Source organism: Pseudomonas sichuanensis (assembly GCF_003231305.1).
Taxonomy (GTDB): Bacteria; Pseudomonadota; Gammaproteobacteria; order Pseudomonadales; family Pseudomonadaceae; genus Aquipseudomonas; species Aquipseudomonas sichuanensis.
The window spans coordinates 52,052-74,196 of record NZ_QKVM01000030.1 but is presented as its reverse complement, the minus strand read 5'-3'; the positions used below and the strand labels follow the sequence as shown (position 1 = coordinate 74,196).

At 65.4% G+C, this 22,145-nt stretch carries 19 protein-coding genes and 3 pseudogenes; 5 read left to right on the top strand and 17 right to left on the bottom strand.

Annotated features, from left to right (window positions below):
* Positions 1-4,158, top strand: a 4,158-nt coding sequence (locus tag DM373_RS16790) for a non-ribosomal peptide synthetase (RefSeq protein WP_157966852.1), incomplete at its 5' end; no start/stop codon positions are given.
* A gap of 57 nt (positions 4,159-4,215) precedes the next feature.
* Positions 4,216-5,175: an alpha/beta hydrolase gene (locus tag DM373_RS16785; RefSeq protein WP_110994649.1), complete on the top strand. Its 960-nt coding sequence runs from the start codon at positions 4,216-4,218 to the stop codon at positions 5,173-5,175.
* A 191-nt stretch (positions 5,176-5,366) separates the two neighbouring features.
* Here DM373_RS16785 and DM373_RS16780 read toward each other — a convergent pair whose 3' ends face one another.
* The 6 genes from DM373_RS16780 to pvdM form a co-directional block, all read right to left on the bottom strand.
* Positions 5,367-7,841, bottom strand: a complete 2,475-nt coding sequence (locus DM373_RS16780; RefSeq protein WP_157966851.1) for a TonB-dependent siderophore receptor — start codon at positions 7,839-7,841, stop codon at positions 5,367-5,369.
* A 218-nt stretch (positions 7,842-8,059) separates the two neighbouring features.
* A complete protein-coding gene (locus DM373_RS16775) occupies positions 8,060-9,712 on the bottom strand; it encodes a cyclic peptide export ABC transporter (RefSeq protein WP_110994647.1) in 1,653 nt (550 codons plus the stop codon).
* A gap of 12 nt (positions 9,713-9,724) precedes the next feature.
* A complete protein-coding gene (locus tag DM373_RS16770; protein WP_110994646.1) occupies positions 9,725-11,068 on the bottom strand; it encodes a lysine N(6)-hydroxylase/L-ornithine N(5)-oxygenase family protein in 1,344 nt (447 codons plus the stop codon).
* A 110-nt stretch (positions 11,069-11,178) separates the two neighbouring features.
* Positions 11,179-12,057, bottom strand: coding sequence for a dihydropyoverdine dehydrogenase (pvdO, locus tag DM373_RS16765; protein ID WP_110994645.1), 879 nt, complete (start codon positions 12,055-12,057; stop codon positions 11,179-11,181).
* Between the two features lie 13 nt (positions 12,058-12,070).
* On the bottom strand, positions 12,071-13,348 hold the full coding sequence (pvdN, locus tag DM373_RS16760; protein WP_110994644.1) for a pyoverdine-tailoring periplasmic protein PvdN: 1,278 nt from the start codon (positions 13,346-13,348) through the stop codon (positions 12,071-12,073).
* Between the two features lie 17 nt (positions 13,349-13,365).
* Positions 13,366-14,712 (bottom strand): pyoverdine-tailoring dipeptidase-like protein PvdM, encoded by a 1,347-nt coding sequence (pvdM, locus tag DM373_RS16755; protein WP_110994643.1) that lies wholly within the window; start codon positions 14,710-14,712, stop codon positions 13,366-13,368.
* A 180-nt stretch (positions 14,713-14,892) separates the two neighbouring features.
* On the opposite strand from pvdM, the gene DM373_RS16750 reads away from it, so the two are divergent.
* The 3 genes and pseudogenes from DM373_RS16750 to DM373_RS16740 form a co-directional block, all read left to right on the top strand.
* Entirely contained in the window at positions 14,893-15,327 is a 435-nt protein-coding gene (locus DM373_RS16750) for a hypothetical protein (RefSeq protein ID WP_110994642.1), read from the top strand.
* Positions 15,328-15,387: 60 nt separating this feature from the next.
* The gene (locus DM373_RS16745; RefSeq protein ID WP_110994641.1) at positions 15,388-15,882 is read left to right on the top strand and encodes a GNAT family N-acetyltransferase; all 495 of its coding nucleotides are present in this window, start codon (positions 15,388-15,390) and stop codon (positions 15,880-15,882) included.
* Between the two features lie 70 nt (positions 15,883-15,952).
* Positions 15,953-16,222: pseudogene (locus DM373_RS16740) on the top strand (LysE family translocator); the annotation flags it as partial.
* Between the two features lie 36 nt (positions 16,223-16,258).
* Here the strand turns inward: DM373_RS16740 and pbpG are convergent.
* The 11 genes and pseudogenes from pbpG to DM373_RS16690 form a co-directional block, all read right to left on the bottom strand.
* On the bottom strand, positions 16,259-17,185 hold the full coding sequence (gene pbpG / locus DM373_RS16735; RefSeq protein ID WP_110994656.1) for a D-alanyl-D-alanine endopeptidase: 927 nt from the start codon (positions 17,183-17,185) through the stop codon (positions 16,259-16,261).
* Positions 17,186-17,316: 131 nt separating this feature from the next.
* Positions 17,317-18,261: a tyrosine-type recombinase/integrase gene (locus tag DM373_RS16730; RefSeq protein WP_425272594.1), complete on the bottom strand. Its 945-nt coding sequence runs from the start codon at positions 18,259-18,261 to the stop codon at positions 17,317-17,319.
* An 84-nt stretch (positions 18,262-18,345) separates the two neighbouring features.
* Positions 18,346-18,510, bottom strand: a pseudogene (locus DM373_RS29500) (Arm DNA-binding domain-containing protein); the annotation flags it as partial.
* A gap of 222 nt (positions 18,511-18,732) precedes the next feature.
* Positions 18,733-19,089 carry a hypothetical protein gene (locus DM373_RS16725; protein WP_110994639.1) on the bottom strand — a complete coding sequence of 119 codons (357 nt, stop codon included), beginning with the start codon at positions 19,087-19,089 and terminating at the stop codon, positions 18,733-18,735.
* A 48-nt stretch (positions 19,090-19,137) separates the two neighbouring features.
* Positions 19,138-19,329 carry a hypothetical protein gene (locus tag DM373_RS16720; protein WP_110994638.1) on the bottom strand — a complete coding sequence of 64 codons (192 nt, stop codon included), beginning with the start codon at positions 19,327-19,329 and terminating at the stop codon, positions 19,138-19,140.
* Positions 19,330-19,381: 52 nt separating this feature from the next.
* Positions 19,382-19,774, bottom strand: a complete 393-nt coding sequence (locus tag DM373_RS16715) for a phage protein NinX family protein (protein WP_110994637.1) — start codon at positions 19,772-19,774, stop codon at positions 19,382-19,384.
* Positions 19,771-20,094, bottom strand: coding sequence for a hypothetical protein (locus tag DM373_RS16710; protein ID WP_110994636.1), 324 nt, complete (start codon positions 20,092-20,094; stop codon positions 19,771-19,773). The genes DM373_RS16715 and DM373_RS16710 overlap by 4 nt, the downstream gene beginning before the upstream one ends.
* Positions 20,091-20,354 (bottom strand): hypothetical protein, encoded by a 264-nt coding sequence (locus DM373_RS16705; protein WP_110994635.1) that lies wholly within the window; start codon positions 20,352-20,354, stop codon positions 20,091-20,093. Before DM373_RS16705 ends, DM373_RS16710 begins: the two co-directional genes overlap by 4 nt.
* Before the next feature lie 358 nt (positions 20,355-20,712).
* Positions 20,713-21,181: pseudogene (locus DM373_RS29725) on the bottom strand (hypothetical protein); the annotation flags it as partial.
* An 87-nt stretch (positions 21,182-21,268) separates the two neighbouring features.
* The gene (locus DM373_RS16695) at positions 21,269-21,493 is read right to left on the bottom strand and encodes a hypothetical protein (protein ID WP_110994633.1); all 225 of its coding nucleotides are present in this window, start codon (positions 21,491-21,493) and stop codon (positions 21,269-21,271) included.
* Positions 21,490-22,125, bottom strand: coding sequence for a Lar family restriction alleviation protein (locus DM373_RS16690; protein ID WP_157966850.1), 636 nt, complete (start codon positions 22,123-22,125; stop codon positions 21,490-21,492). The genes DM373_RS16695 and DM373_RS16690 overlap by 4 nt, the downstream gene beginning before the upstream one ends.
* Between the last annotated feature and the right edge of the window lie 20 nt (positions 22,126-22,145).

The following is a 22,145-nucleotide window of genomic DNA, read 5'->3' as shown; positions in this document are numbered from 1 at the left end:
CTGGCGGCACTGGGCAACTGGCTGACGCTCAATGGCCAGGTGTACGGCGGCGAGTTCAGCATGGGCTGGCGTTTCAGCACGCAGATGTTCGACGAAGCCACCGTGCAACGCCTGGCGGATGACTACGGTCGCGAGCTGGAAGCCCTGGTCGAGCATTGCTGCACCTTGCAGGAGCGCTCGGCGACGCCGTCGGACTTCCCGCTGGCCGGTCTGGACATGGCCGGGCTGGACAGCCTGCCGGTGCCCCTGGCGCAGATCGAGGACATCTACCCGCTGTCGCCGATGCAGCAAGGCATGCTGTTCCACACCCAGGAAAGCAGCGGCGCCGACCTGTACATCAACCAGATCAGCGTGCCGGTGCAAGGGCTCGACCTGCCGCGCTTCGAGGCGGCCTGGAACCAGGTGATCGCCCGTCACGAGATCCTGCGCACCGGTTTCTGCGCCGCCGCGACCCTCGCCCAGCCGTTGCAACTGGTGCGCCGCGAGGCCAGGCTGCCGTTGCAGGTGATCGACTGGCGCGACCGCGAGGCCGACCCGGCGGCGCTGCAAGCCGTGGCAGCGGCTGAATGCGCCAAGGGCTTCGACCTGCTGCAAGCGCCGCTGACCCGGATCACCCTGGTGCGCACCGCCGAGGACGCCCATCAGCTGATCTGGACCAGCCACCACATCCTGATGGACGGCTGGAGCACCTCGCGCCTGCTGGGCGAAGTGTTCCAGGCCTACGCCGGGCAGGCGCTGCCGGAGCGCCAGGGGCGCTACCGCGACTACATCGACTGGCTGCAGCGCCAGTCGGCCGAGGCCGACGAGCAGTTCTGGCGTGCACGCCTGGCCGACCTGGACGGGCCGACCCTGCTGGCCGGCACCCTGGCGCCACAGCCGGCACCGGGCGAAAGCGGCCATGGCGCGCTGTACCTGAACTGGGACGCGGCCGCCACGGCGCGCCTCAAGGCCCAGGCCCAGCGCTTGCGGGTGACCAGCAACACGCTGATCCAGGCCACCTGGCTGCTGCTGTTGCAGCGCTACAGCGGGCAGTCGAGCGTGTGCTTCGGCGCCGTGGTGGCGGGCCGCCCGGCCAGCCTGGCGGGGGCCGACGAGATGCTCGGGCTGTTCATCAACACCTTGCCGATCGCCCAGACCCTCGACCCGCAATTGTCGGTGGGCGAGTGGCTGACGCAATTGCAGGCCTACAACCTGGAGGCCCGCGATCACGAGCACGCGTCGCTGGCGGATGTCCAGCGCTGGTCGGGGCAGGGCGGGCAGGCGCTGTTCGACAGCATCGTGGTGTTCGAGAACTACCCGATTGACGAGCGCCTGGCCGATGCCGGTGACGATCAGTTGCGCTTCGGCGAGGTCAAGGGCCGCGACGTGACCAACTACGCCATGGACCTGGCGGTCAGCCTGGGCAGCACGCTGTCCATCGAGTTCCTCTACCTGCGCGAGCGCTTTACCGAAGCGGCCTGCGCCCAGGTGATGAGCAGCTTCGAAGTGCTGCTGCTGGCCATGCTCGACGATGCCCAGGCAACCCTGGGTAGCCTGGGCGTGCTCGATGCCCAGGCCTGTGACGGGTTGCAGCGCGCCAATGCGCTGGCCGCCGGCGAATCTGCGCCGCTGCTGGTGCATGCCATTGCCCGCCAGGCCGCCCTGCGCCCTGATGCCGAGGCTGTGACCTGCGCAGGCCAGAGCCTCACCTATGCGCAGCTCGAGCAACGCGCCGCGGCACTGGCCACACGCCTGCTGGCCGCCGGCGTCGGGCCGGAGACCCGCGTGGGCGTGGCGCTGGAGCGCTCGGTGCAGATGATCGTGGCCTTCTATGCGGTGATGAAAACCGGTGCAGCCTATGTGCCGCTGGACATCGACTACCCCCGTGAGCGCCTGGACTGGATCATCGAGGACTCGGCGATGAGCGTGCTCATCAGCGAAAGCCGCGTCACTGCCCGCCTGGGCGACACGGCGGTGGCACTGTGCATCGAGCTGGACACCGTGTCGCTGCCGAGCGCCGCGCAGGCGGTGGTGTCGAGCGCGCGTCCGGGCAACCTGGCCTACCTCATCTACACCTCGGGTTCCACCGGCAAGCCCAAGGGCGTGGCGGTGTCCCAGGGCGGTATCGCCATGCATTGCGCGGCGATCGCCGAGCGTTACGAGATGGGCCCGCACACCCGCGAGCTGCTGTTCATGTCGTTCGCCTTCGACGGTGCCCAGGAGCGTTGGCTGTCGACCCTGCTGCGCGGTGGCTGCCTGGTGCTGCGCGACAACCAGCTGTGGACCGCCGAGCAGACCTGGCAGGTGCTGCACGAGCAGGCCATCACCATCGCCTGCTTCCCGCCGGCCTACCTGCAGCAGCTGGCCGAGTTCGCCGAAGGCCGCCAGCCGCCGGCGGTGGACATCTACTGCTTTGGCGGTGACGCGGTGGCCCAGGCCAACTTCGACCTGGTGCGGCGCAACCTGCGCCCGCGCTGCCTGACCAACGGCTACGGCCCGACCGAGACGGTGGTCACGCCGCTGCTATGGAAGGTCGCTGCCGACGCCCGTTGCGAGGCGGCCTATGCGCCGATCGGCATCCGGGTCGGCGAGCGCACGCTGTATGTGCTCGACACTCACCTCAACCCGCTGCCGACCGGTGTGGCGGGTGAGCTGTACATCGGTGGCGAGGGTGTGGCGCGGGGTTATCACGCCCGTCCGGGGCTGACGGCCGAGCGTTTCGTGGCCGACCCGTTCAGCGCCGGCGGGCGTCTGTATCGCACCGGTGACCTGGTGCGCCAGCGGGCCGACGGTGTGTTCGATTACCTCGGCCGCCTGGACAACCAGGTCAAGGTGCGCGGTTTCCGCATCGAGCTGGGCGAGATCGAAGCGCGCCTGCGCCAGCAGCCGGGGGTACGTGACGCGGTGGTGATCGCCCGTCGCGAGGACAGCGGCGACCAGTTGCTGGGCTACGTGGTCACCGCTCCAGATGGCCCGGCGGAGCAGGCCCTGCGTGAGGCGTTGCAGGCGCAGTTGCCGGACTACATGGTGCCGAGCCGGATCATCGTGCTCGACGCCTTGCCGTTGAACCCCAATGGCAAGGTCGACCGCAAGGCCTTGCCGCAGCCGGGCGCCAGCGAACGCCATTACCAGGCGCCGCGCAACCTCGCCGAACAGGCGTTGGTGGAGGTCTGGCAAGAGGTGCTGGGGGTCGAGCGGATTGGCGTGACCGACAACTTCTTCGAGCTGGGCGGCGACTCGCTGCGCATCCTCAAGGTGCTCGGCAAGCTGCGCGGGCGCAGCGACCTGGGCCTGGAGCTGAAGCTGCGCGACCTGATGACCCGGCCGACCATTGCCCAGCTCAGTGGCTATGACGAGCAGCAGGAGGCCGCGTTGGACCCGCTGCTGTTGCTCAACAGCCCAAGCCCGACGCGCCCGGCGCTGTTCTGCCTGCACGCCGGCTTCGGCACGGTGTTCGACTACGAGCCGCTGGCTCGCCAGCTGGAGGGGCGCCACAGCGTCTACGGGTTGCAGTGCCGCATGCTGCTGGACCGTGACTGGCAGGATGATTCGCTGCAGGGCATGGCCATCGACTATGCCCAGTACATCCGCCAGAAACAGGCCGATGGCCCGTACCTGCTGCTGGGCTGGTCGCTGGGTGGCACGCTCGCGGTGCTGGTGGCCGAAGAGCTGCGGCGCCAGGGCCAGGAGGTCGGCTTCGTCGGCCTGGTCGACAGCTTCATCCCGGGGCAGGGCGCCAGCCTGGTCGACGATGACGAAGAGCTGCGCAGCTTCCTGGCCGTGACCCTGCAGTGCGACGCCGAACAGTTGCCGGCCGTGGTTTGCCCGCAGCCGTTGAAGGTGACGGCACTGGCCGAGACGATCGGCCAGGTGCAGGCACAGCTGGCCAGCGCCACGGGCTTCGATGCCCAGGACCTGGCTCAGGGCTTCGTCGTGGCCATGCGCTTGAAAGCACTCAGCGAACAGCAGGGTGACCTGCCTGCGCTGGACGTGCCAATCCACTGCTGGTGGGCCGGTGACGCGGCCAGCCAGGCGGCGGTGGCGGCGTTCGAGGCCGGGCTGGGCCAGGTGGCGCAACGTCACTGGCTGAACACCACGCACTTCGCCATCCCACGCCATGCGGCCCTGCTGCGGGCCGTGCATGAGTACCTTGGCAGCCTCGAGACCATCGCCGGCTGATACCCCCCGGGCCCTGTTTACAGGGCCCGGTTCTTTTCATCGTTGAAGGATTGAATGATGCCTGTGCATCCTGACCTGGCCGTGTTCCTTGAACTGGCCGAACTGGGCCGCCTGAGCGGCGCTACCCGTGCCTTGCACGAACTGCCTGTAGACCAGGCGCGTGAGGTGTTCGAGCAGGCCTCGGACATTCTCGACCCGACCCCGCCGGGCGACCTGCAGGTGACCGCCCACCAAGTGCTGCTTGACGATGGCCAGGTGCTGGCCGCGCGGCTGTACCGCCCACAGGGCGCCCAGGGGGCGCTGCCGGTGATCTTCTACCTGCACGGTGGCGGTTATGTGGTCGGCAGCCTCGATTCCCATGACTCGATCTGCCGGCGCCTGGCTGCCGGCGGGCGCTTTGCGGTGTTCGCGCCGGCCTATCGGCGTGCCCCGGAGCACCCGTTCCCGGGGCCGCTGGACGATGTGCGCGGCGCGGCCAACTGGCTGGCCGGGCAGGCCCAGGCCCTGCAACTGGACGCTGGGCGGGTGATCTTCGCCGGTGACAGTGTCGGTGCGAGCCTGGCCACGGTATTGGCCATTGTTGCCGCACGCGAACCTGAGCGCCTGCAACTGCGGCCCAAGGGGCAGATGCTTTTGTATCCGGTGACCGATATCAGCCGTGAGCGCGCCTCGCATCAGCAGTATGCCGAGGGCTACCTGCTGGAGACCGAGACCCTGCGTTGGTTCTACAAGCAGTATCTGGGCAGCTCGGGGCGTGCCGATGACTGGCGGGTGTCGCCGTTGTTGCAGGCCGACCTGAGTGGCCTGGCGCCGGCCTATCTGGCGGTGGCCGAGTACGACCCGCTGTATGACGAGGGTTTGGCGTACGCCGAAGCGCTGCGTGAGCAAGGCAATGCATTGACGCTGCAGGTGGCCGACGGGCTGACCCATGACTTTTTGCGGATGTCGGGCATGGTGGAAGAGGTTGGGGCGATTTATGCCGGGCTGCTGGACTGGGCGTCGGCCAGGGTGGCCTGAGGGACTGCGTAGCTTTTCAGGTTTTAGGGCTGCTTTGCAGCCCATCGCGGCACAAGGCCGCTCCTACACAGGGGGATCGCAGTCCTGTGTAGGAGCGGCCTTGTGCCGCGAATGGGGTGCGTAGCGCCCCCAGGTAGCTTGGGTGGCAGAAGGTCCCCTGCCTCAGGCAGGGGACCGGTGACGCGGGGGATTTACCACTTGTAGGTCAGTTCGGCGACCACGCTGCGGCCTTCACCCAGGTTGCACGCCTGGTAGAAGAAGCAAGACGCCACGTAGTACTTGTTGGTCAGGTTGTTGACGTTGACGGCGGCCTGGGCCCCGCGCAGGCTCGGGTCGAGCTTGCCCAGGTCGTAACGCACAGCGGCGTCATACAGGGTGTAGGACGGCACCTTGAAGGTGTTCATGCTGTCGCCGAAGGTCCAGCCGGTGTAGCGCACGCCGGCACCGACGCTCAGGCCCTGCAGCGGGTCGAACGGGATGGCGTAGTCGGCCCACAGCGAGGCCAGCTTGGCGGGCGCCTTGAACGGGCGCTTGTCTTCGTTGCCGTCGTTGCTCTTGGTGACTTTCACGTCGCTGTAGGACAGCGAGCCGGTCAGCTTCAGGTCGTCCATCACGGTGGTGATGGCTTCCAGCTCCACACCCTTGGAGCGGATTTCGCCGGTCTGGATGCTGTTGAACAGGTCCTGCGGGTCGGTGGTGACCGCGTTCTGCTTGGTCAGGTCGTAGACCGACAAGGTGATCTGGGTGTCGGTGCCAGGTGGCTGGTAGCGCACACCCACTTCGTATTGCTTGGCGGTTTCCGGCTCGAATGGCTTGCTGCCACGGGCAGGGCCGGTAGTGCCTACGACCGGGTTGAACGACTCGCTGTAGCTGACGTACGGCGCGAAGCCGTTGTCGAACAGGTAGACCAGGCCGGCGCGGCCGGTGAAGTCTCGCCAGTGCTGGTCGGTAGTCTCGATGTCGGTGAAGCGGTCTTCGGTCTGGGTGCGTGCGCGGTCTTCGCGGCCGCCCACGGTCAGCACCCAGCGGTCCCATTTGAGCTGGTCCTGGAAGTAGTAGCCCACCTGGGTGCTGCGCTGCAGGTTGTTGACCCAGCTGGCGTTGACCGAGGTGTCCACCGGGCTGCCGTAGGTCGGGTCGAACACGTTGATCGGCGTGGCGTTGCCCCAGCGCTCGTTACGCACCGACTTGCTCCAGCTGTAGTCAATGCCGAACAGTGCGGTGTGGGAGATCGGGCCGGTGTCGAAGCTGGCTTGCAACTGGTTGTCCAGTGCCAGGTGGCTGCCGTAGGCGTGGCGGATCTGCCACTGGCGGTTGATCGATGCACCGGGCACGCCATCGGGGCCGGTGATCAGGCCGGTCGAGCTCAGGCCGAAGGAGCGCGCCAGGTAGTTTTCCTGGTTGTCGAAGTCGCTCCAGCGCACGTTCTGGCGCACGGTCCAGGTGTCGTTGAACTCATGGCTGAACTCATAGCCCAGCGAGGTGCTTTCGACTTCCTCGAAGTCGAAGCTCGGCTCGCCGACGAAGCGGTCCATGGGCACCTTGCCGTATGGGCTGGAACCGTTGACGGCGGCCCAGGGGATTGTGGTCGGGGCCAGGGCCTTGTTCTTCTGGTACGACGCCAGCACGGTCAGGCTGGTCTGGTCGTTGGGGCGCCAGGTGAAGCTGGGGGCGATGTAGCCGCGATCGTCGTCGGTGTGGTCGTACAGGCCGTCGGCCTCGCGGCCCAGGCCGACCAGGCGGTACATCAGGGTCTTTTCGTCGTCCAGCGCGCCGCTGACATCGAACTTGGCCTGGCGACGGTGGCCGGTGCCGGCGGAAAGGCCGAACTCGCCACGGTCATAGTCGGTAGGGCGCTTGGAGATCGAGTTGACCATGCCGCCGGGGTCGGCCTGGCCGTACAGGATCGAGGTCGGGCCCTTGAGCACTTCGACGCGCTCCATGCCGTACGGCTCTTCGCTGAACATGCCGAAGAAGCCCAGCGGGCGCAGGCGCAGGCCATCGCGGTAGGTGAAGGAAATGGCGTAGCCGCGCAGGTAGATGTTGTCGGCGGCGTTGTTGGCGCCGCCGGAGTCGGAGCGCACGCCGGAGGTGTAGCGCAGTGCCTCGTCCAGGCGCTGCACGCCCATGTCGTCCATGCGCTCGCGGGTCACCACCGAGATGGCCTGGGGGTTTTCCAGCATCGAGGTGTCGGTCTTGGTGCCGGTGGCGGTACGGCGCGCAACGTAGCCCTTGGTTTCACCCCACGGCGAGTCGTTGACGCGGGTGGAGGACACCACGCTGGCGTCCAGGGTCATGGCGCCGGCGCTGTCCTGGCCGAGCACCGTCAGGGTGCCGCCGTCGAGGGTGTAGTGCAGTTGGGTGCCGCCCAGCAGCTGGCGAACGGCCTGGTCCACGCTGAGCCGGCCGCGCACGCCCGGGGTGCTGAGGTTGCCGAGGGTGTCGGGGCTATACAGCACCTGCAGGCCGGTCTGGTCGGCCAGTTGCATCAGGGCACTGGCCAGGGACTGTGCGCCGATGCTGAACTCGTAGGTCTGGCTCTGCGCCTGGGCTGCCAGCGAGGTCCCGAGTGCCGAGACCATCACAGCGGCAGGCAGACCCAGGGACAGGGAGCGTCGGAGGTACAAGGCGCGGGCAAGCGGTGAAAGGGTAGGGCGGGACTGCACGTGTGGATGCTCCGGTATGTTAAGTGGGAATAGTTTTTATTAGCTTTCAATGAAACGAACGAGCGATGAAAAACCGGATGGATTTGTGAAAAAAAAATGAAAAGAGCCGAAATGAGCGCGGCGTGACGGCGCCGCTGTTCGCCAGCAAGCTGTCTAGCGCGGTGGTTGCAAGGAGGAGGTGGGGCTGCCAGGCAGCCCCGGGAGAATGCCTGCGAGGGTCAGGCGGTTTGTGCGTCGGCGACCACTCTGCCGCGCTCCAGGCGCAGCAACTGGTCGGCCACCGGGAAGTAACGGTCGTCGTGGGAGATGACGATGATGGTCTTGCCCAGGCGTTTGAGGTCGGGCAGCAGCTCGGTGTAGAACACCTGGCGGAAGGTCGGGTCCTGGTCGGCGGCCCACTCGTCGAACACCAGCACCGGGCGCCCTTCCAGCCAGGCGTTGAGCAGGGCCAGGCGCTTGCGCTGGCCGGTGGACAGGTCGGTGGTGCTGAAGGCGCCGTCGAGCAGCTGCACCTTGTGCGCCAGTTGCAGGCGCGCCAGGTACTTCTGCGCATCGTCCGGGGTGGCCTGTTCACCGCCGATGACTTCGTCGAACAGGTAGTAGTCGGCGAACACCGTGGTGAACAGCTGGCGATAATCGTCACGGCTGCTGGCCACCACGGGCTGGCCATTGACCGCGACATGCCCTTGGTGGGGTTCGTAAAGCCCCAGCAGCAGTTTGATCAGGGTGGTCTTGCCACAGCCGTTGCCGCCGACGATGAACAGGATCTCGCCGGGTTTGACCTTGAAGCTCACCGGCCCGACCGTGAACGGCTCGATGCCGGGGTTGGTCGGGTAGGTGTAGGTGACGTCGACCAGCTCCAGGCTGTGCAGCGCCTTGTGGTTGGCCTGGGGGGCGTTTTCCAGCAGCAGGTGCGGCTCGGGCGAAGAGAACCGCTGCGACAGCTCGGCGATGCGGCGCAGGGCGATCTGTGCCTTGCTGATGATCGGCAAGGTGGTGATCAGGTGCTCCAGCGGGCCTTTCATGTACAGCAGCACCAGGACGAAGCCGCTGATCACCGACTTGTCGTTGGCCGGCCACATCGATTGCAGGGTCAAGGCCAGGCCGATGACCAGGAAGAACAGCATCGAGCCCAGGCTCTTGGCGATCACGAAGGTGTTGATCGAGCGCACCTGGGTATCGCGGATGCCATCGGCGGTTGCGCGGATGCCGTGGTTGAGCATGCGCTGGCGACGGGTGCGGTGGATGCGCAGTTCCTTGGCGCCCTCGGCGATGGCCTGGTAGTGCTTCTGCAACTGGTCCTCGGCGTCGCGGGCGGCGACGAAGCCGCGGATGCCGCGGGCCCGTGCGGCGTACTGGATGACGCTGCCGACACCCACGGCCACCAGCACCAGCAGGAACATCGGCAGCGACAGGTAGGCCAGGTAGCCCAGGCAGCCCAGGGTCACGGTCAGGGAGATGGCCAGCGGGGCGAACACGTAGGCGAAGTCGCTGACCGTGTCGACGTCATGGGTGAGCACCGGGATCAGCCGATGGCTGCGGTACTGCTCGATCTGCTCGATCGGCGCGGCCAGCACCTTCTCGCCCAGCTGCTTGCGCAGCGCGGCGATCACATGTTGGCCCACATAGTTGGTGCCGATGTCCGAGCAGATGCTGCTGACCAGCGCCACCACACACAGCCCGATGAAGGCCAGCACCACGCCTTGCTGCAGGCCGCCGTCGCTGTGCAGGCCATTGTTGATGGTGGCAAGCAGCGCGGTGATGCTCAGGCCGCCGAGCATGCCCAGCAGGGTGGCGACGGTCACCGTCGGCCAGAACGGGCGCAGCAGCCCCAGCAGTTGGCGCAGCGCCCCGGGAGGTTGAGGACTCATGGCGGCTTCCTGTCAGGCGCGGGTGAGGGCAATGGCGGCTGCGTGCAGCGGCACGGCCTCGGCGTGCTGCGCCAGTGCCTTGTACAGCGATTCGCCGATTTCCGCCGCGCGGCTTGGCAGCACCGACAGCAGGGTGTCGCTCAGGCCGTGGCTGGTTTCGCAGAAGCCTTGCAGGTACACCGGCGCCTGCAGCTCGGCGCTGCTCAGGGCGCGGTAGTCGCGCTCGACGTTGAAGTCTTGCAGGTAGCCTTGCAACGGGGCCAGCAGGTCACGGTGCGAGCGACGCTCGTAGCCGGTGGCGAGGATCACCGCGTCGTAGCGGTGGGTCTGCGACTGCTGGGTGGCCAGGTCCTGCAGGGTCAGCTCGATGCCTTCGGCGGTGGCGGTGGCGGCCTGCACCTGGCGGCGGCAGAGCACGGCGTGGCGGTACTGGTGGGCGACCTTCTGGCGGTAGAGGATGCCGTAGATGCGCTCGAGCAGGTCGATGTCGACCACCGAGTAGTTGGTGTTGTGGTACTCGGCGATCAGCTTCTGGCGGTCGGCCTGATCCTGGTTGAACACCAGGTCGGTGTAGTCCGGGGCGAAGATCTCGTTGACGAACGGGCTGTCGTCGGCGGGCTTGAGGGCGCTGGAGCGCACGATCATGTCGACCTTGACCGAGGGGAAGCTGTCGTTGAGGTCGATGAAGGCTTCGGCGGCGCTCTGCCCGGAGCCGACGATGGCGATGCGCATCGGCTTGCCCTGGTTGCAGGGCAGGGTGGCCAGGCTGCTCAGGTAGGTGGAGTGGTGGAACACCCGTGGGTCGTCCTTGAAGGCGCGGAAGCTGTCCGGGACCTTGGGCGTGCCGCCGCTGCCGACCACCACCGCGCGGCTCAGGCGGGCGTGTTCGCGGCCCTGGGCGTCACGCGAGACGACGCGCAGCTGGCGCACTTTGCCGGCGTCCAGCACCGGCTCGATGCGGGTCACTTCTTCGCCGTACTGGGCCTGGGTGGCGAAGTGCTCGGCGGCCCAGCGCAGGTAGTCGTTGTACTCCAGGCGGCAGGGGTAGAAGGTGCCCAGGTTGATGAAGTCGGCCAGGCGCTGCTTCTGGTGCAGGTAGTTGACGAAGCTGTAGGGGCTGGTGGGGTTGCGCAGCGACACCAGGTCCTTGAGGAAGGAGATCTGCAGCTCGCTCTGGGTGGCCAGGGTGTTGCCGTGCCAGCGGTAGTCGCTCTGTTTGTCGATGAACAGTGCATCGAGGGCGTGGCCGTGGGTTTCGGCGAGTTCTTCCAGGGCAATGGCCAGGGCCAGGTTGGAAGGGCCGAAGCCCACGCCGATGAGGTCGTGGACCTGCTGGGGGGAATGGGGCTGGCTCATGCTATCGGTTCCTTGAGGTGGCGGGGGAGGCCTTTGGCGCTCACCCCGGGCTGCGGGAGTACATCGATTGAACGAGAAGCGGTGGGGACAATTTAGCGTGGGCCAGGCCCTCAGAGTTCGCGTACGACCCTGAAGCCCAGCCAGTCGCCGGGCCGCCGCGGGACCATCACGTTGCGGTTGCCGGAACGGGAGAAGATCGGCGCTTCGCCCCAGTCGTTGCCGCGCACCTGCACCAGTTCGCAACTGTCCGCGCTGCGGGTGGAATGCCCCCAGGCGCTGCCGTCGGTGGGGGCGCCGACATAGTTGTCGTGCAGGCAATCGGCGACCCACTCGTAGACATTGCCATGCATGTCGTACATGCCGAAGGCGTTGGGCGGGAAGCTGCCCACCGGCGAGGTGAAGCTGTAGCCGTCCTTGGGCCCGTAGACGTTGGCGTGCTGGCTGATCTCGTAGTCGGCACCTGGGTCGAGGGGGAAGGGGAACGGGCCGGTACTGCCGGCGCGGGCGGCGTATTCACGTTCCGCTTCGCTGACCATGCGGTAGGTCTTGCCGGTCTTCTTCGACAGCCACTCCACGTAGTCCTGCACGTCGTAGTAGGTCATGCACACCGCCGGCTGCCGTGGGCCTTGCTTGTAGGTCGGCTTGCTGGCGGTGCATTTGCGCCCGGGGCGTACGTCGCCGTCGTAGATCACGGCGCCGCTCTGCTTGATGTAGATGTCCCATTCCTCGGCGGTGACCTGGAAGCGGCTCATGGCGAACGGCTTGGCGAAGGTCACCTTGTGCATCGGGCCTTCGTCGTCCTGGCGGCCCTGTTCGTCGTCGGGGGTGCCCATCATGAAGCTGCCGGCCGGCAGCACGACCATCTCCGGGCAGGCGCCGGTGCAGTCGCGGAACACCGTGCCGGGCGCCGGCGAGGTGGTGGCCAGTGCCGGCAGGCTGCAGGCGGCGAGCAGGGCGGCAAGGGTGAGGCGAGGCAAGGCAGTGTGCATGGAAGATCCTTTTCTAGAGTTGCTGGGTGACCAGGGCCATGACCCGGTCAATCTGCTGCTCGTCATTGAGCAGCCCCGGGGCCAGGCGAATGACCGGGCCGACTTCGCGGTACACCGCATCGCACATGACCTTGTTGGCGATCAGTTGCGCGGCGAAGGCGTCGGGGTCCTTGCCGGGGACGCGGAAGAAGGTGAAACCGGCGGAGAACTCGGGGCTGCGTGGCGTCACCAGCTCGATCTGGCGGTGCTCGGCCAGGCGCTCCTTGAGCAGGCTGTTGAGCTGGTGGATGCGCGCCTGGACGTCGGCCTTGCCCAACTGCAGGTGCAGCTTGAAGGCCTCGCTGGTGGCCCAGCGATGCTCGAAGGCGTGATAGCCGCCGGGGGTCATGATGGTGGCGAAGTCTTCGTCGCGGGAGAAGGTGGCGACGCTGGGGGTGAGGTGCTCCATGCCGGTGGAGGCGGCGCAGATCAGGCCGGTGCCGCGGGGGCCGAACATCCACTTGTGGGTGCCGGCGATGAAGTAGTCGCAGTTGAAGTCGGCGAAGCGCGCGTTCTCCACGCCGAAACCGTGCACGCCGTCGACCACGTAGAGGATGCGCTCGGCTTCGCTGCGGTTGCGGTTATGCCGGCGCACCAGTTCGCCGATCTCGCCCACCGGCAGTTTGACGCCGCTGCTGGAGTGCACCCAGGTCATGCCGAGCACCCGGGTTTCGGGGCGGATGCTCTGGTCGATCGTGCTCAGCACCTGGTCGGTGGAGACGTTCCAGGGTTTGTCGAACAGGCGGATCTTGCGGACCTGGGTGCCTTGGCGGCGGCTGCGGAATTCCAGGGCTTTGTAGGCCGAGTAGTGTTCATGCTCGGTGATCAGAATTTCCTGTTTCGGGCCTACCTGCAGGCCGCTGTAGATCATCGCCAGGCCTTCGGTGGTGCTGCCGGTCAGGGCGATCTGGCGTGGCCCGACTTCCAGGTAGCGCCCGGCCCATTCGCGTACTTCGTCCTCGCGCTGCCACTCGTACTGGCTGTTCCAGTCCATCAGGGCGGCGGGGTTGCGGTCGAGGTCGGCGCGGTGGCGGTCGATGGCCGCCTGCACGGGGCGGGCGTGGGCGGTGATCAGGAAGTTGGCGAAGTGCAGGGTCTGCGGGTCGAGCGGGAACAGCTCGCGCAGGTTGCGCCATTTGTCGGCGCCGGCCAGCGGCCTGGTGCTGGTGGTCGGCGCCTGGGCGTGGGCGAGCAGGGGCAGGCTGGCGGCGAGGACGCCGGCTTGTTTGAGGAAACTGCGACGGTTGGTCATGAAGGGTTGGGCCTTGCTCAGCGGGTGGCGACGGGTTGTGCGGATTTCTGTACCTGTTCCCAGGCGCGCAGGAAGTTGCCCGCCCAGAGTTTCGCGATGTCCGTCTCGCTGTAGCCGCGGGTCAGCAGCTCGGCGGTGACGTTGCGGATTTCGCTCACGTCCTTCCAGCCGTCCAGGCCGCCGCCGTCGTTGAAGTCGGAACTGATGCCGACGTGGTCGATGCCTACCTTTTTCACCGTGTAGTCGATGGCATCGACGTACTGCTTGAGGGTGGCCTTGGGTTCTTCTTCGAGGATGCCGTACAGCGAACTTGCGTATTCGCCGAAGCGCGACTCGGGCCAGATGGCGATCACTGCGTCGCCCGGCATCAGGGCGTTGGCCAGGCCTTGCAGCGGTTGCAGGTCGAAGCGCGCGCGCAGGGCGTCGAGCTTGTCCAGCACCGGCTTGCCCAGCGGCTTGAGGTACTGGCCGAAACCGACCACCTGGATCACCCCGCCGCTGGCCTTGATCAGCTGCATCTCGTGGTCGGAGAGGTTGCGTGGGATGTCCACCAGCGCCCGGGGCGCCGAGTGCGAGGCGACCATCGGTGCGCGCGACAGGCGGGCCACGTCTTCCAGGGCCTTTGTCGACATCTGCGACACGTCGATGATCACGCCCAGGTCGTTGAGGCGCTTGACCGCCTGTTCACCCAGCGGCGACAGGCCGCCGAGGGCGTCGGCGGTGTCGTTGAAGAACGGCAGCGGGCGCGAGGAGTCGGCCCAGTCGTTGTTGCCGGTGTAGCTGAAACCGAACATGCGCATGCCGCGTGCGGCCCACAGGTCCAGCTGGGCGACGTCATGGCCCAGCGGGTAGGCGTTGAGCATGCTGATGAAGATGGCGAACTTGCCCTCGCCGTTGAGGCGGCGGAAGTCGGCGGGGGTGTAGGCGATGCCGACCTGGTTGGGGAAGTCGCGGACCATGCCGCTGATGATCTTGTAGCGCACCTCTTGCTCGTGGCGCGCGGCGTCGACAAAGCCGGGGGTGGGGCGGTGTGGGGCGTTGGGGCCGTTCCAGATTTCCGGCCAGCCGAAAATGGTCAGCGCGGCGCCCGACAGGCGCCCGCGGTTGGCCTTGACCAGGTCGAACTGGGTCGGGCCGTCCTTGTCCAGTTCGTTGCCGGCGTTGCCCAGGTCCAGCGGCACGGTGACGTGGCTGTCGAAGGAGAGCATGTGTTCGTGCAGGGCGTTGGCCTGTTCGACGATCTGGCGCGGGTAGCCGGCCTCCCGGCCTTGCCAGTAGAAGTAGCCGGCGGCGCTGCCCAGGGCGACCGCCAGGGCCAGGGGCAGGCCGATGTACAGGGCTTTGCGGGAACGGGTCTTGGTCATTGCCATCTCGTTGCAGGGCTGATCGGGTGCCTGCCGGTGGCGCACGGGCGCCCAGGCAGGGTTCGGGTATCAGGTGGACGAATGGCGGGGGGGTAAATTTATCGACGCGTTGGCGTTCATGTTTCGCCGTGGCCTGCCGATATGCAGTCATCGGAAGGACCCTTGCAGAGGATCAGGGACATGGTTAATTTCACGCTCATCAACATCGCCGGCAGCGCGCCTGCCCTCAACAATGCTGCCCAGAGCGGCACGGCCCAGGCTGGCAGCGGCACTCAGGAAGCCGCGCCGCTGAAGCTCGACCCCAAGCTGTTCAAGGCTGATGCCGACGCCGGGCCCAGCATCGAGACCGACGAAAGCTCCGATCCGCCCGAGGTCAAAGAGCTGCGTGAGATGATCAAGCGGCTGCAGAAGCAGTTGGCCGAAGAGCAGAAGCAGTTGGCCGCGATGATGGCGAAGAAGGATGACGACCCGGCGAGCCAGGCGGCGATTGCTGCCAAGCAGGCCAGTATCACCACCCTGATCGGGCAGATCTCGGCGGCTACCGCGCAGTTGCTGGAGACCCTGAACAAGCTGGGTGGCAGCAGTGCCGGTGGTTCGGTCAACACCGTGGCCTGACCTTTGCCGGGGTGATTGGGTATGCTGGCGGCCCGTGATCGATGAGCCGCCGCAACGCCGATGCCGACCTGGACGCTGAGCACCGCCACCCACCTGAATGCCCGCGAGGTCGTCGATTTCATCGATACCGCCCGCCGTGGGCTTTTCCCGATGCTCGCCGATTCACCGATGCCCAGGGACCTTGCCTGTTTCGAGGAAAGCTACCTGGAGGGGGAGGGGCTGTTTCTGGTCGCCCATGACCAGGGGCGATTGGTGGCGGGCATCGGGTACCTGCCGTATGACCATCGCTTTGCCCAGCTCGATTACCGCGCCCGCCGTACCGTGGAAGTGGTGCGCTTGTTCGTTGCGCCGGAGTATCGGCGCCGTGGGCTGGCAAGGGCGTTGTTTGCGGCGCTGCGCGCCGCGGCGCGGCGAGCTGGGGTTGAGTGGCTGTACCTGCATACCCATCCGTTCTTGCCGGGGGCGATTCGATTCTGGGAGGGGCAGGGGTTTGCCATTGTGGATGTGGAAGGGGATCCGGTTTGGCGGACTACGCATATGCAGAGGGTGGTGTGAGGGCTGGGGCAAGGCGATGAATTTGCAGCGCCCTGCACCTGGTAGCCCATATGCGATCCCAAGCCAGTAGCTGCCCAACCCCAAGATCGCAGTGACGTACCTGTCGCTGATGCCGCCGTTCATCGAACCGGGCCACGGCAGTGTGCTGGCCCAGTCGCTGGTGCTGGGCTGCACGCAGATCATGATCAGTGTGTCGGTGAATGCGTTGATCGCGGTGATGGCCGGCTCCATCGCCGTGTTTCTCGCCGGGCGGCCGGTATGGCAGCTGGTTCAGCGTTGGCTGATGGGGACCGTGCTGGCGGGGCTGGCCGTGCGCATGCTGGCCGAAGGCCGCCGCTGAAGGCGCGCCCCGCATCCTGCGGGGCGCTGCGGGCTTTCAGTCCTGAACCAGGCGCGGGCGGGCCTGGCGCTCGCTCTTGTACTGCATGGCCACCGACGGCGCCGCCTTGGCGCTGCCGGTTTCCAGCCATTGGCGCATGCGGCTGGCATCGGCGAAGTGGGTGTACTTGCCGTAGGCGTCGAGAATCACCATGGCCACCGGGCGGTTGTCCATCCGGGTCAGCAGCACCAGGCAGTGGCCCGCCTCGTTGGTGAAGCCGGTCTTGGTCAGCTTGATGTCCCAGCTGCTCTTGTTGACCAGGTGGTCGGTGTTGCGAAAGCCCAGGGTGTAGTTGGGTTTGCGGAACGCCACGGTCTTTTCCGGGGTGGTCGACAGTTCGCCGAGCATCGGGTACTTGCGCGAGGCCATCAGCAGTTTGGCCAGGTCCTGGGCGGTGGACACGTTCAGCGTCGACAGGCCGGTCGGCTCGACGTAGCGGGTATGGCTCATGCCCAGTGCGCGGGCCTTGGCGTTCATGGCCTTGATGAAGGCGCCGTAGCCACCAGGGTAGTGGTTGGCCAGGGTGGTGGCGGCGCGGTTCTCCGACGACATCAGGGTAATCAGCAGCGTCTCGCGACGGTTCAGCTCGCTACCCAGGCGCACCCGCGAATACACGCCTTTCATCTCCGGGTTGTTGGCGATGGTCATGCTGAGCATTTCGTCCATGGGCAGCTTGGCGTCGAGCACGACCATCGCGGTCATCAGCTTGGTGACCGAGGCGATGGGGCGCACGCGATCGGCGTGGCTGGCGTACAGCTCCTGGTTGGTGTTGAGGTCGATCAGCAGGGCGCTGCCGGAGGCCAAGTGCAACTTGCTGGGATCGCGTTGGGCCTGGGCCGGGGGTTGTGCAGCAGCGGTCGACGGGAGGGTCGCAGTACCTGTGAGCAACAGCAGCAGGCTGAGGATGGACAGGGAAGTTTTCACGTTGAGGCTCACTAAATGTTGGTATGTCGTTGGCTGTGCAAGGGTTTTCCCCCAAAAAACCGATGCATTGTGGAGTATGGCTTAAAGACTGTCGAATGCCTTATATCTAAAGGGCGCAACGTGAACGAAATTTAATCCTGTACCAATTCTGTACCAATTACCCTCTCTTCCAGCTTCGCCAATTCGGACCAATCGCTGGCCGAATTCAGCCACTTCGCATAGGTCGTAAGTAGAACCTGGACCGAGTGCCCAAGCTGCCCTGCGATGAAGGCTGGGTTCATCCCTGACATGAGGCACATCGTGGCATAGGTGTGTCGACAGTTGTACTGGGGGCGATGCCTGAAGCCCTTTGCCTCGACCGCTTGGCTGAAGTGCTTGCCGGCCGTCTCCGGCACTGAGATGTGTGGCGACGAGCCGGAAGGCTGGAACACAAATGGGGACTCAGTCGACACTCGACGCTTCTGCTTTGACCGGTATTGCGCGATCTCCTTTGCCCTGGAAAGCGCGCCCAGGGCGCGACTGTTCAGCATCACCGTGCGCGTGTATTTGGTCTTTGTCCTCTCGGCCACCTGCTTTTCGACCACGATGCGGCAGACGTGGGCCGTCTTCTTTTCGAAATCGATCTCGTCCCAGCGCAGCGCCATGATCTCCCCTGTGCGCATGCCAGTGTAAAAGGCGAACTCATAGAACGCCGCAAACACCTGGTTGCATCGGGAGAAGTTCTTATACATCCACTCGATCAAGGCATCTGCCTCTTCAACGGTGAAGGGATCAACCTGTTTTTTGTTTTTCTGTGGCAGCTGTATCGATGCTGCCGGGTTCCTGTCTACTACCTCGTCATACACCGCCGCCCGGAACATCGCCTTGACCCTGGCGATTGCGGCGCGCTTGACTGTCGAGCTCTTCCACTCGGTCTTTGCGACCACCTCCCTCAGCACCATTGGCGTAACCACTTTGATCGGTAGCGTCGCCAGATGGGGCATCCAGTAGTTGTTCATCAACCCCTTGTAATTGACCCTGGTATCGTGCACGACCTCCAGGCTATTCAGCCAACTTTGGGCATACTCCCCAAACATCAACTCGCTTGTCGGCGCCGCGTAGCTTGAGCTGGGAAACAGTTCGGCGTACCGCTTTTCGTCCAGTACGCCGTGCTTGGCCAGGCTGATTACTTGAGCGCGTAGATCGGCTGCCGCCTTGATCCCCTTTGCGGTTTGGGGATATGCGAGAGTTTCGGATCGACGCTCATTGTTCCAAGTAAAACGGATGCGGATTGATTTGCCGATAAATTCGACTCCAGCGGGTAGCCCCAGCTTCCTTCTAGCCACGCTTCGTATCTCCTGATGCTGTAAAAAATCCGGCCGTCGATCTTCTTCCAGACCCCCTCGGGGATCACGCCACGGCTTCGCTTCCCTTCCAAGGCCCGCTTGGTCGTGCCAACCAGCTCGGCCATCTTCTCCTCCGGGACCTTGTCGGATACGTAGGTCACGGGCTGGCGTTCTTCGTCTTGCATGATGGTCTCCACGCCGCCGGTGGCGGCAGGTTGGTGGTCAGGCTGCTTTCTGCAGCTTGGCCTGGTCTCGGCGCCGGCGCATTTGCACCTGGAGTCGATAGGCCTTGAAGCGGCGGCCGTCACCGAAGTCCATCTCCGGCGCCAGGTTGCAGAGATCTTCCTCAAGCATCCCGAAGTAGTAGAGGTGCTCGCCGTCGCCTCCCCACTCGGGCTGGGCGATTGCCCAGTCGCGCGCCTGGACGCAGCTCGCGCAGGTCTTGAAGCTGCTCATGTCGCCTTCCCAGCAGCCCGCGACGAGCTGGTATGCCTGGCCTGGCTCGATGTGCCCGCGGCACTCGCAGCAGATGTGGCGCTTCCTGGCCACTGGTTCGGATGTCGTCTGGAAATCGGACATAGGTCATCCTCGCCCGCGCGCGGCGGGCTTGAGTTGTAGGGGGAGGGGTTACTCGCTGTACTGCTTGCGGATTCGGCGGGCGATGGCGCGCAGGTCGCCGTCCATCTCGAACATCTCGTTGTTGTCACGGCGCGAGACGACCCCGGACCTGGTGACGTTGCGGCCGCCAAGGATCCATGCGGCCAGCAGGATCAGCGACGACTCGAGCTGGCGCCGTAGCCAGCCTGTATTCGGGATCATCGCGGCCCCCTGTAGATCAGGTAGGCCATGTAGGCGAGGGGGAAGATCACGGTCATTGCATCAGCTCCTTCGGCATGTTGACGGTATTGCCGAGCTTGGCGGCGACGATGGCGCGGCAGGCGGAGATCGGGGCGCTGTCACCGGCTTGGCAAAACTCTCCTTTGTCGGTGATTACCCAGCCAGCCCAAACGTCGTCAGTGCTCTGCGGGCAATGCAGGCTCACCATGTGCTTGTCGATCAGCGGCCCGGCCAGCGCCCAATCCTCGTGCGGGTTGTAGAGCACATCCCGCACAAGCACCTCGCCGCGCTTCTTCCAGAACACGCGCCATGGCACGTTGTATTGCGGGCCAACGAGAAATACCTCAAGCCCTTCCGCCTGGGCGACGGCCCAGTCGAGTGCATGGCCGGCGAGGTCTGCCGTCTTCACTTCGATCAGGTCGGTCATGCGCGCCTCCGCTCGGGGTTTCCGTAGATGTCGTACTCTGGTCGCTCTGGTGGATACGCCTCAGCGGTCAGCGCCTGGTCGATGGCAGCGCGCAGGTTCTCGTTGTAGTTCTCACCCATGACCCGCTCGTGCGGCTTGCCCTCGTAGTGACCGACGATCTCAATGCTGATGCTGTAGTCCCCGTCCATGCCGTTGGAATGGCTATCGAACCTGACATCCCAGCAGCACGACTCAATCGCGCTCAGCCGGTCTCGATCGCGGCGCAGCTCCGCCAGCTCTTCGGTTGAGACGATCGTGAAGCTCGTCTTCTTCTTGCTCACAGCGAATACCTCTCTTCATTCCATGGCGCAGGCGCACCTGCAGGTGTTGGTCCGTTCTGCTGTTCGTGCGGGGAGAGCTGGCTCTCGTTGCCGGCGTGCAGCTGGCCGTCGGGGATGCAGCTGATGCCGACCCCATTCAGCAGGTAGCAGGTGATGCCGCGCTGGCTGTCGTGCTGCACGTCGATGACGTTCTCTTGCGGCTTTGGTGCTGCGCTGGCTCCGGTGGCCAGCATCGCGAGAAGGAGGGCTAGGCGGGTCATTGGCTCATCTCACGCTGGTGGTCGGCGTACGCCTCTGCGTTGCACTTCGGGCAGGGAATGTCCCCGCCGCTCATCAGCGGGCCGCCCGGCACATCACAGCTGTCCTCATCCCACAGGAAGCCATCGACACACTGCGCGTCCGGGTATGGCGCGCCGAAGTGGCTGCCGTGGTAATCGCAGCCGGCTGGCGATGGCTCGATCACTTTGAACTCGACGACCCAGACCCATGGGTTGGTCGCCCAGTCGCCGCCGGTGGACTCCCACAGCAGTTCGAACGACTTGCACGGGTCAGCGCTGTAGGTCTCGATCCCCTCGACGTGGTACCAGTCGCCGCACTCAGCATGATCGGTGTACAGGCGGACGCCCTCTGCCAGGGCCTGCTGCTTGCTGATGCCCTGCAGCCGCTCGACGCGCACTGCGGTGACCTCCAGCAGGATGCGGCTATCGCGCCGACGCATGTGAATGCTCGGTTTCCAGGGACCGCCGTAGTCGGTCCGGTTGTCGCACTCGCGGTAGACCACCCAGCTTTCGCCAGGCGCCTGGGCTACGTTGATCTGCGCCCAGGATTCGCGCACCCACAGGCGGTCACCTGGCTGGCCATACGGGCAGACAATTGGATGCTCGGTGCCTTTGGCATCCATGCAGCTCTCGTCAAAAGTGTGCATGGGGCGCCATGACTCGTCTTCCTGCTGGTGAAGCTCGAAGCTGCTATCAGCGCTCCGCATGCTGGGCTTGATCTCGCGCCGCGTGACAGTCTTCTGGCCGTTTAGGATGGCGCGGACCATGTGCCCGCTGAACAGGATCGGGCGTTCCTTTGCTTGAGACATAGCTTCGCCTTGGCCGCCATATCGCGGCAGTGAATATAGGGTAGAGGGGTTACAGCCGGGCGGAGTACAAATGTGCTCTTACGCGGCCTAGCATTCCGAGCGCATGAAATCTGCCATATCGCCCATGTGCTCGATGATGGCGCGCTCTTCGGCTGCTGCAGCGGCGATGATCTTCTGCTTGCGCCTCTGGCAAAGCAGGCAATCGACTTTGGCCCAGTCACCTGACAGCTCAGAGGCATCGCCTAGCCAGATTCCGCAGGGCGCTTGCTCAAGGTCATCCAGGTCGGTGAATGCTGCGAAATGCGTTTTCACGACTTCGCCTTCGGCGCAGCGCTGGCGGATAGGGCGTCAGCGATCGCTGCCGCAGCGTAATCCGCGACCGTGCACCCCTTCGGCACCTCTCTGCCGGCGATGGTGGCCATGTCGCGGCGTAGGCCATCGTGACGTCGCTTGAGGTCGGCCAGCTGGGCGCGCAGTGTGTCGCGCTCGGCGGCGATCTCCAGCACGCATACCGTTTTCGAGCAGTGGACGCCACTGCATTTCTCGCAGGTGTGGGCATGGGCGTAGAGCGGCCCAAGCTTGGCGATTTCGTCCAGACAGGCGTTGAAGCCGGAATTTTCTGCATCAGTGAAAACATCACTGTCTTCGGTTGGCTCAGATTTACGGCTAGGCAACGCCACCGACTCACCCTGGCGACGCTCAGCTCTCGCGTTCCACAGCTCGACCGCCTTGTCGCGGCCTGGCTGCTCCTCACCTTCATCCTGAGCCACGCCTACCGGGCCGCGGGCCAGGCAGGCCTCATGCGGCCCGGTCAGGCCTTGGCAGATCACCACTGACGCGTCGCTGTCTAGGCGCTCGATGAGGAAGTCCTGCTGGCCGCAGAAGGGGCATGGCAGCAGTTCGCTGACCATCTCGGTATTGCTGGGTCGGTTTTCTGTGGGCATGGGGATACCTCGCCGGGGTG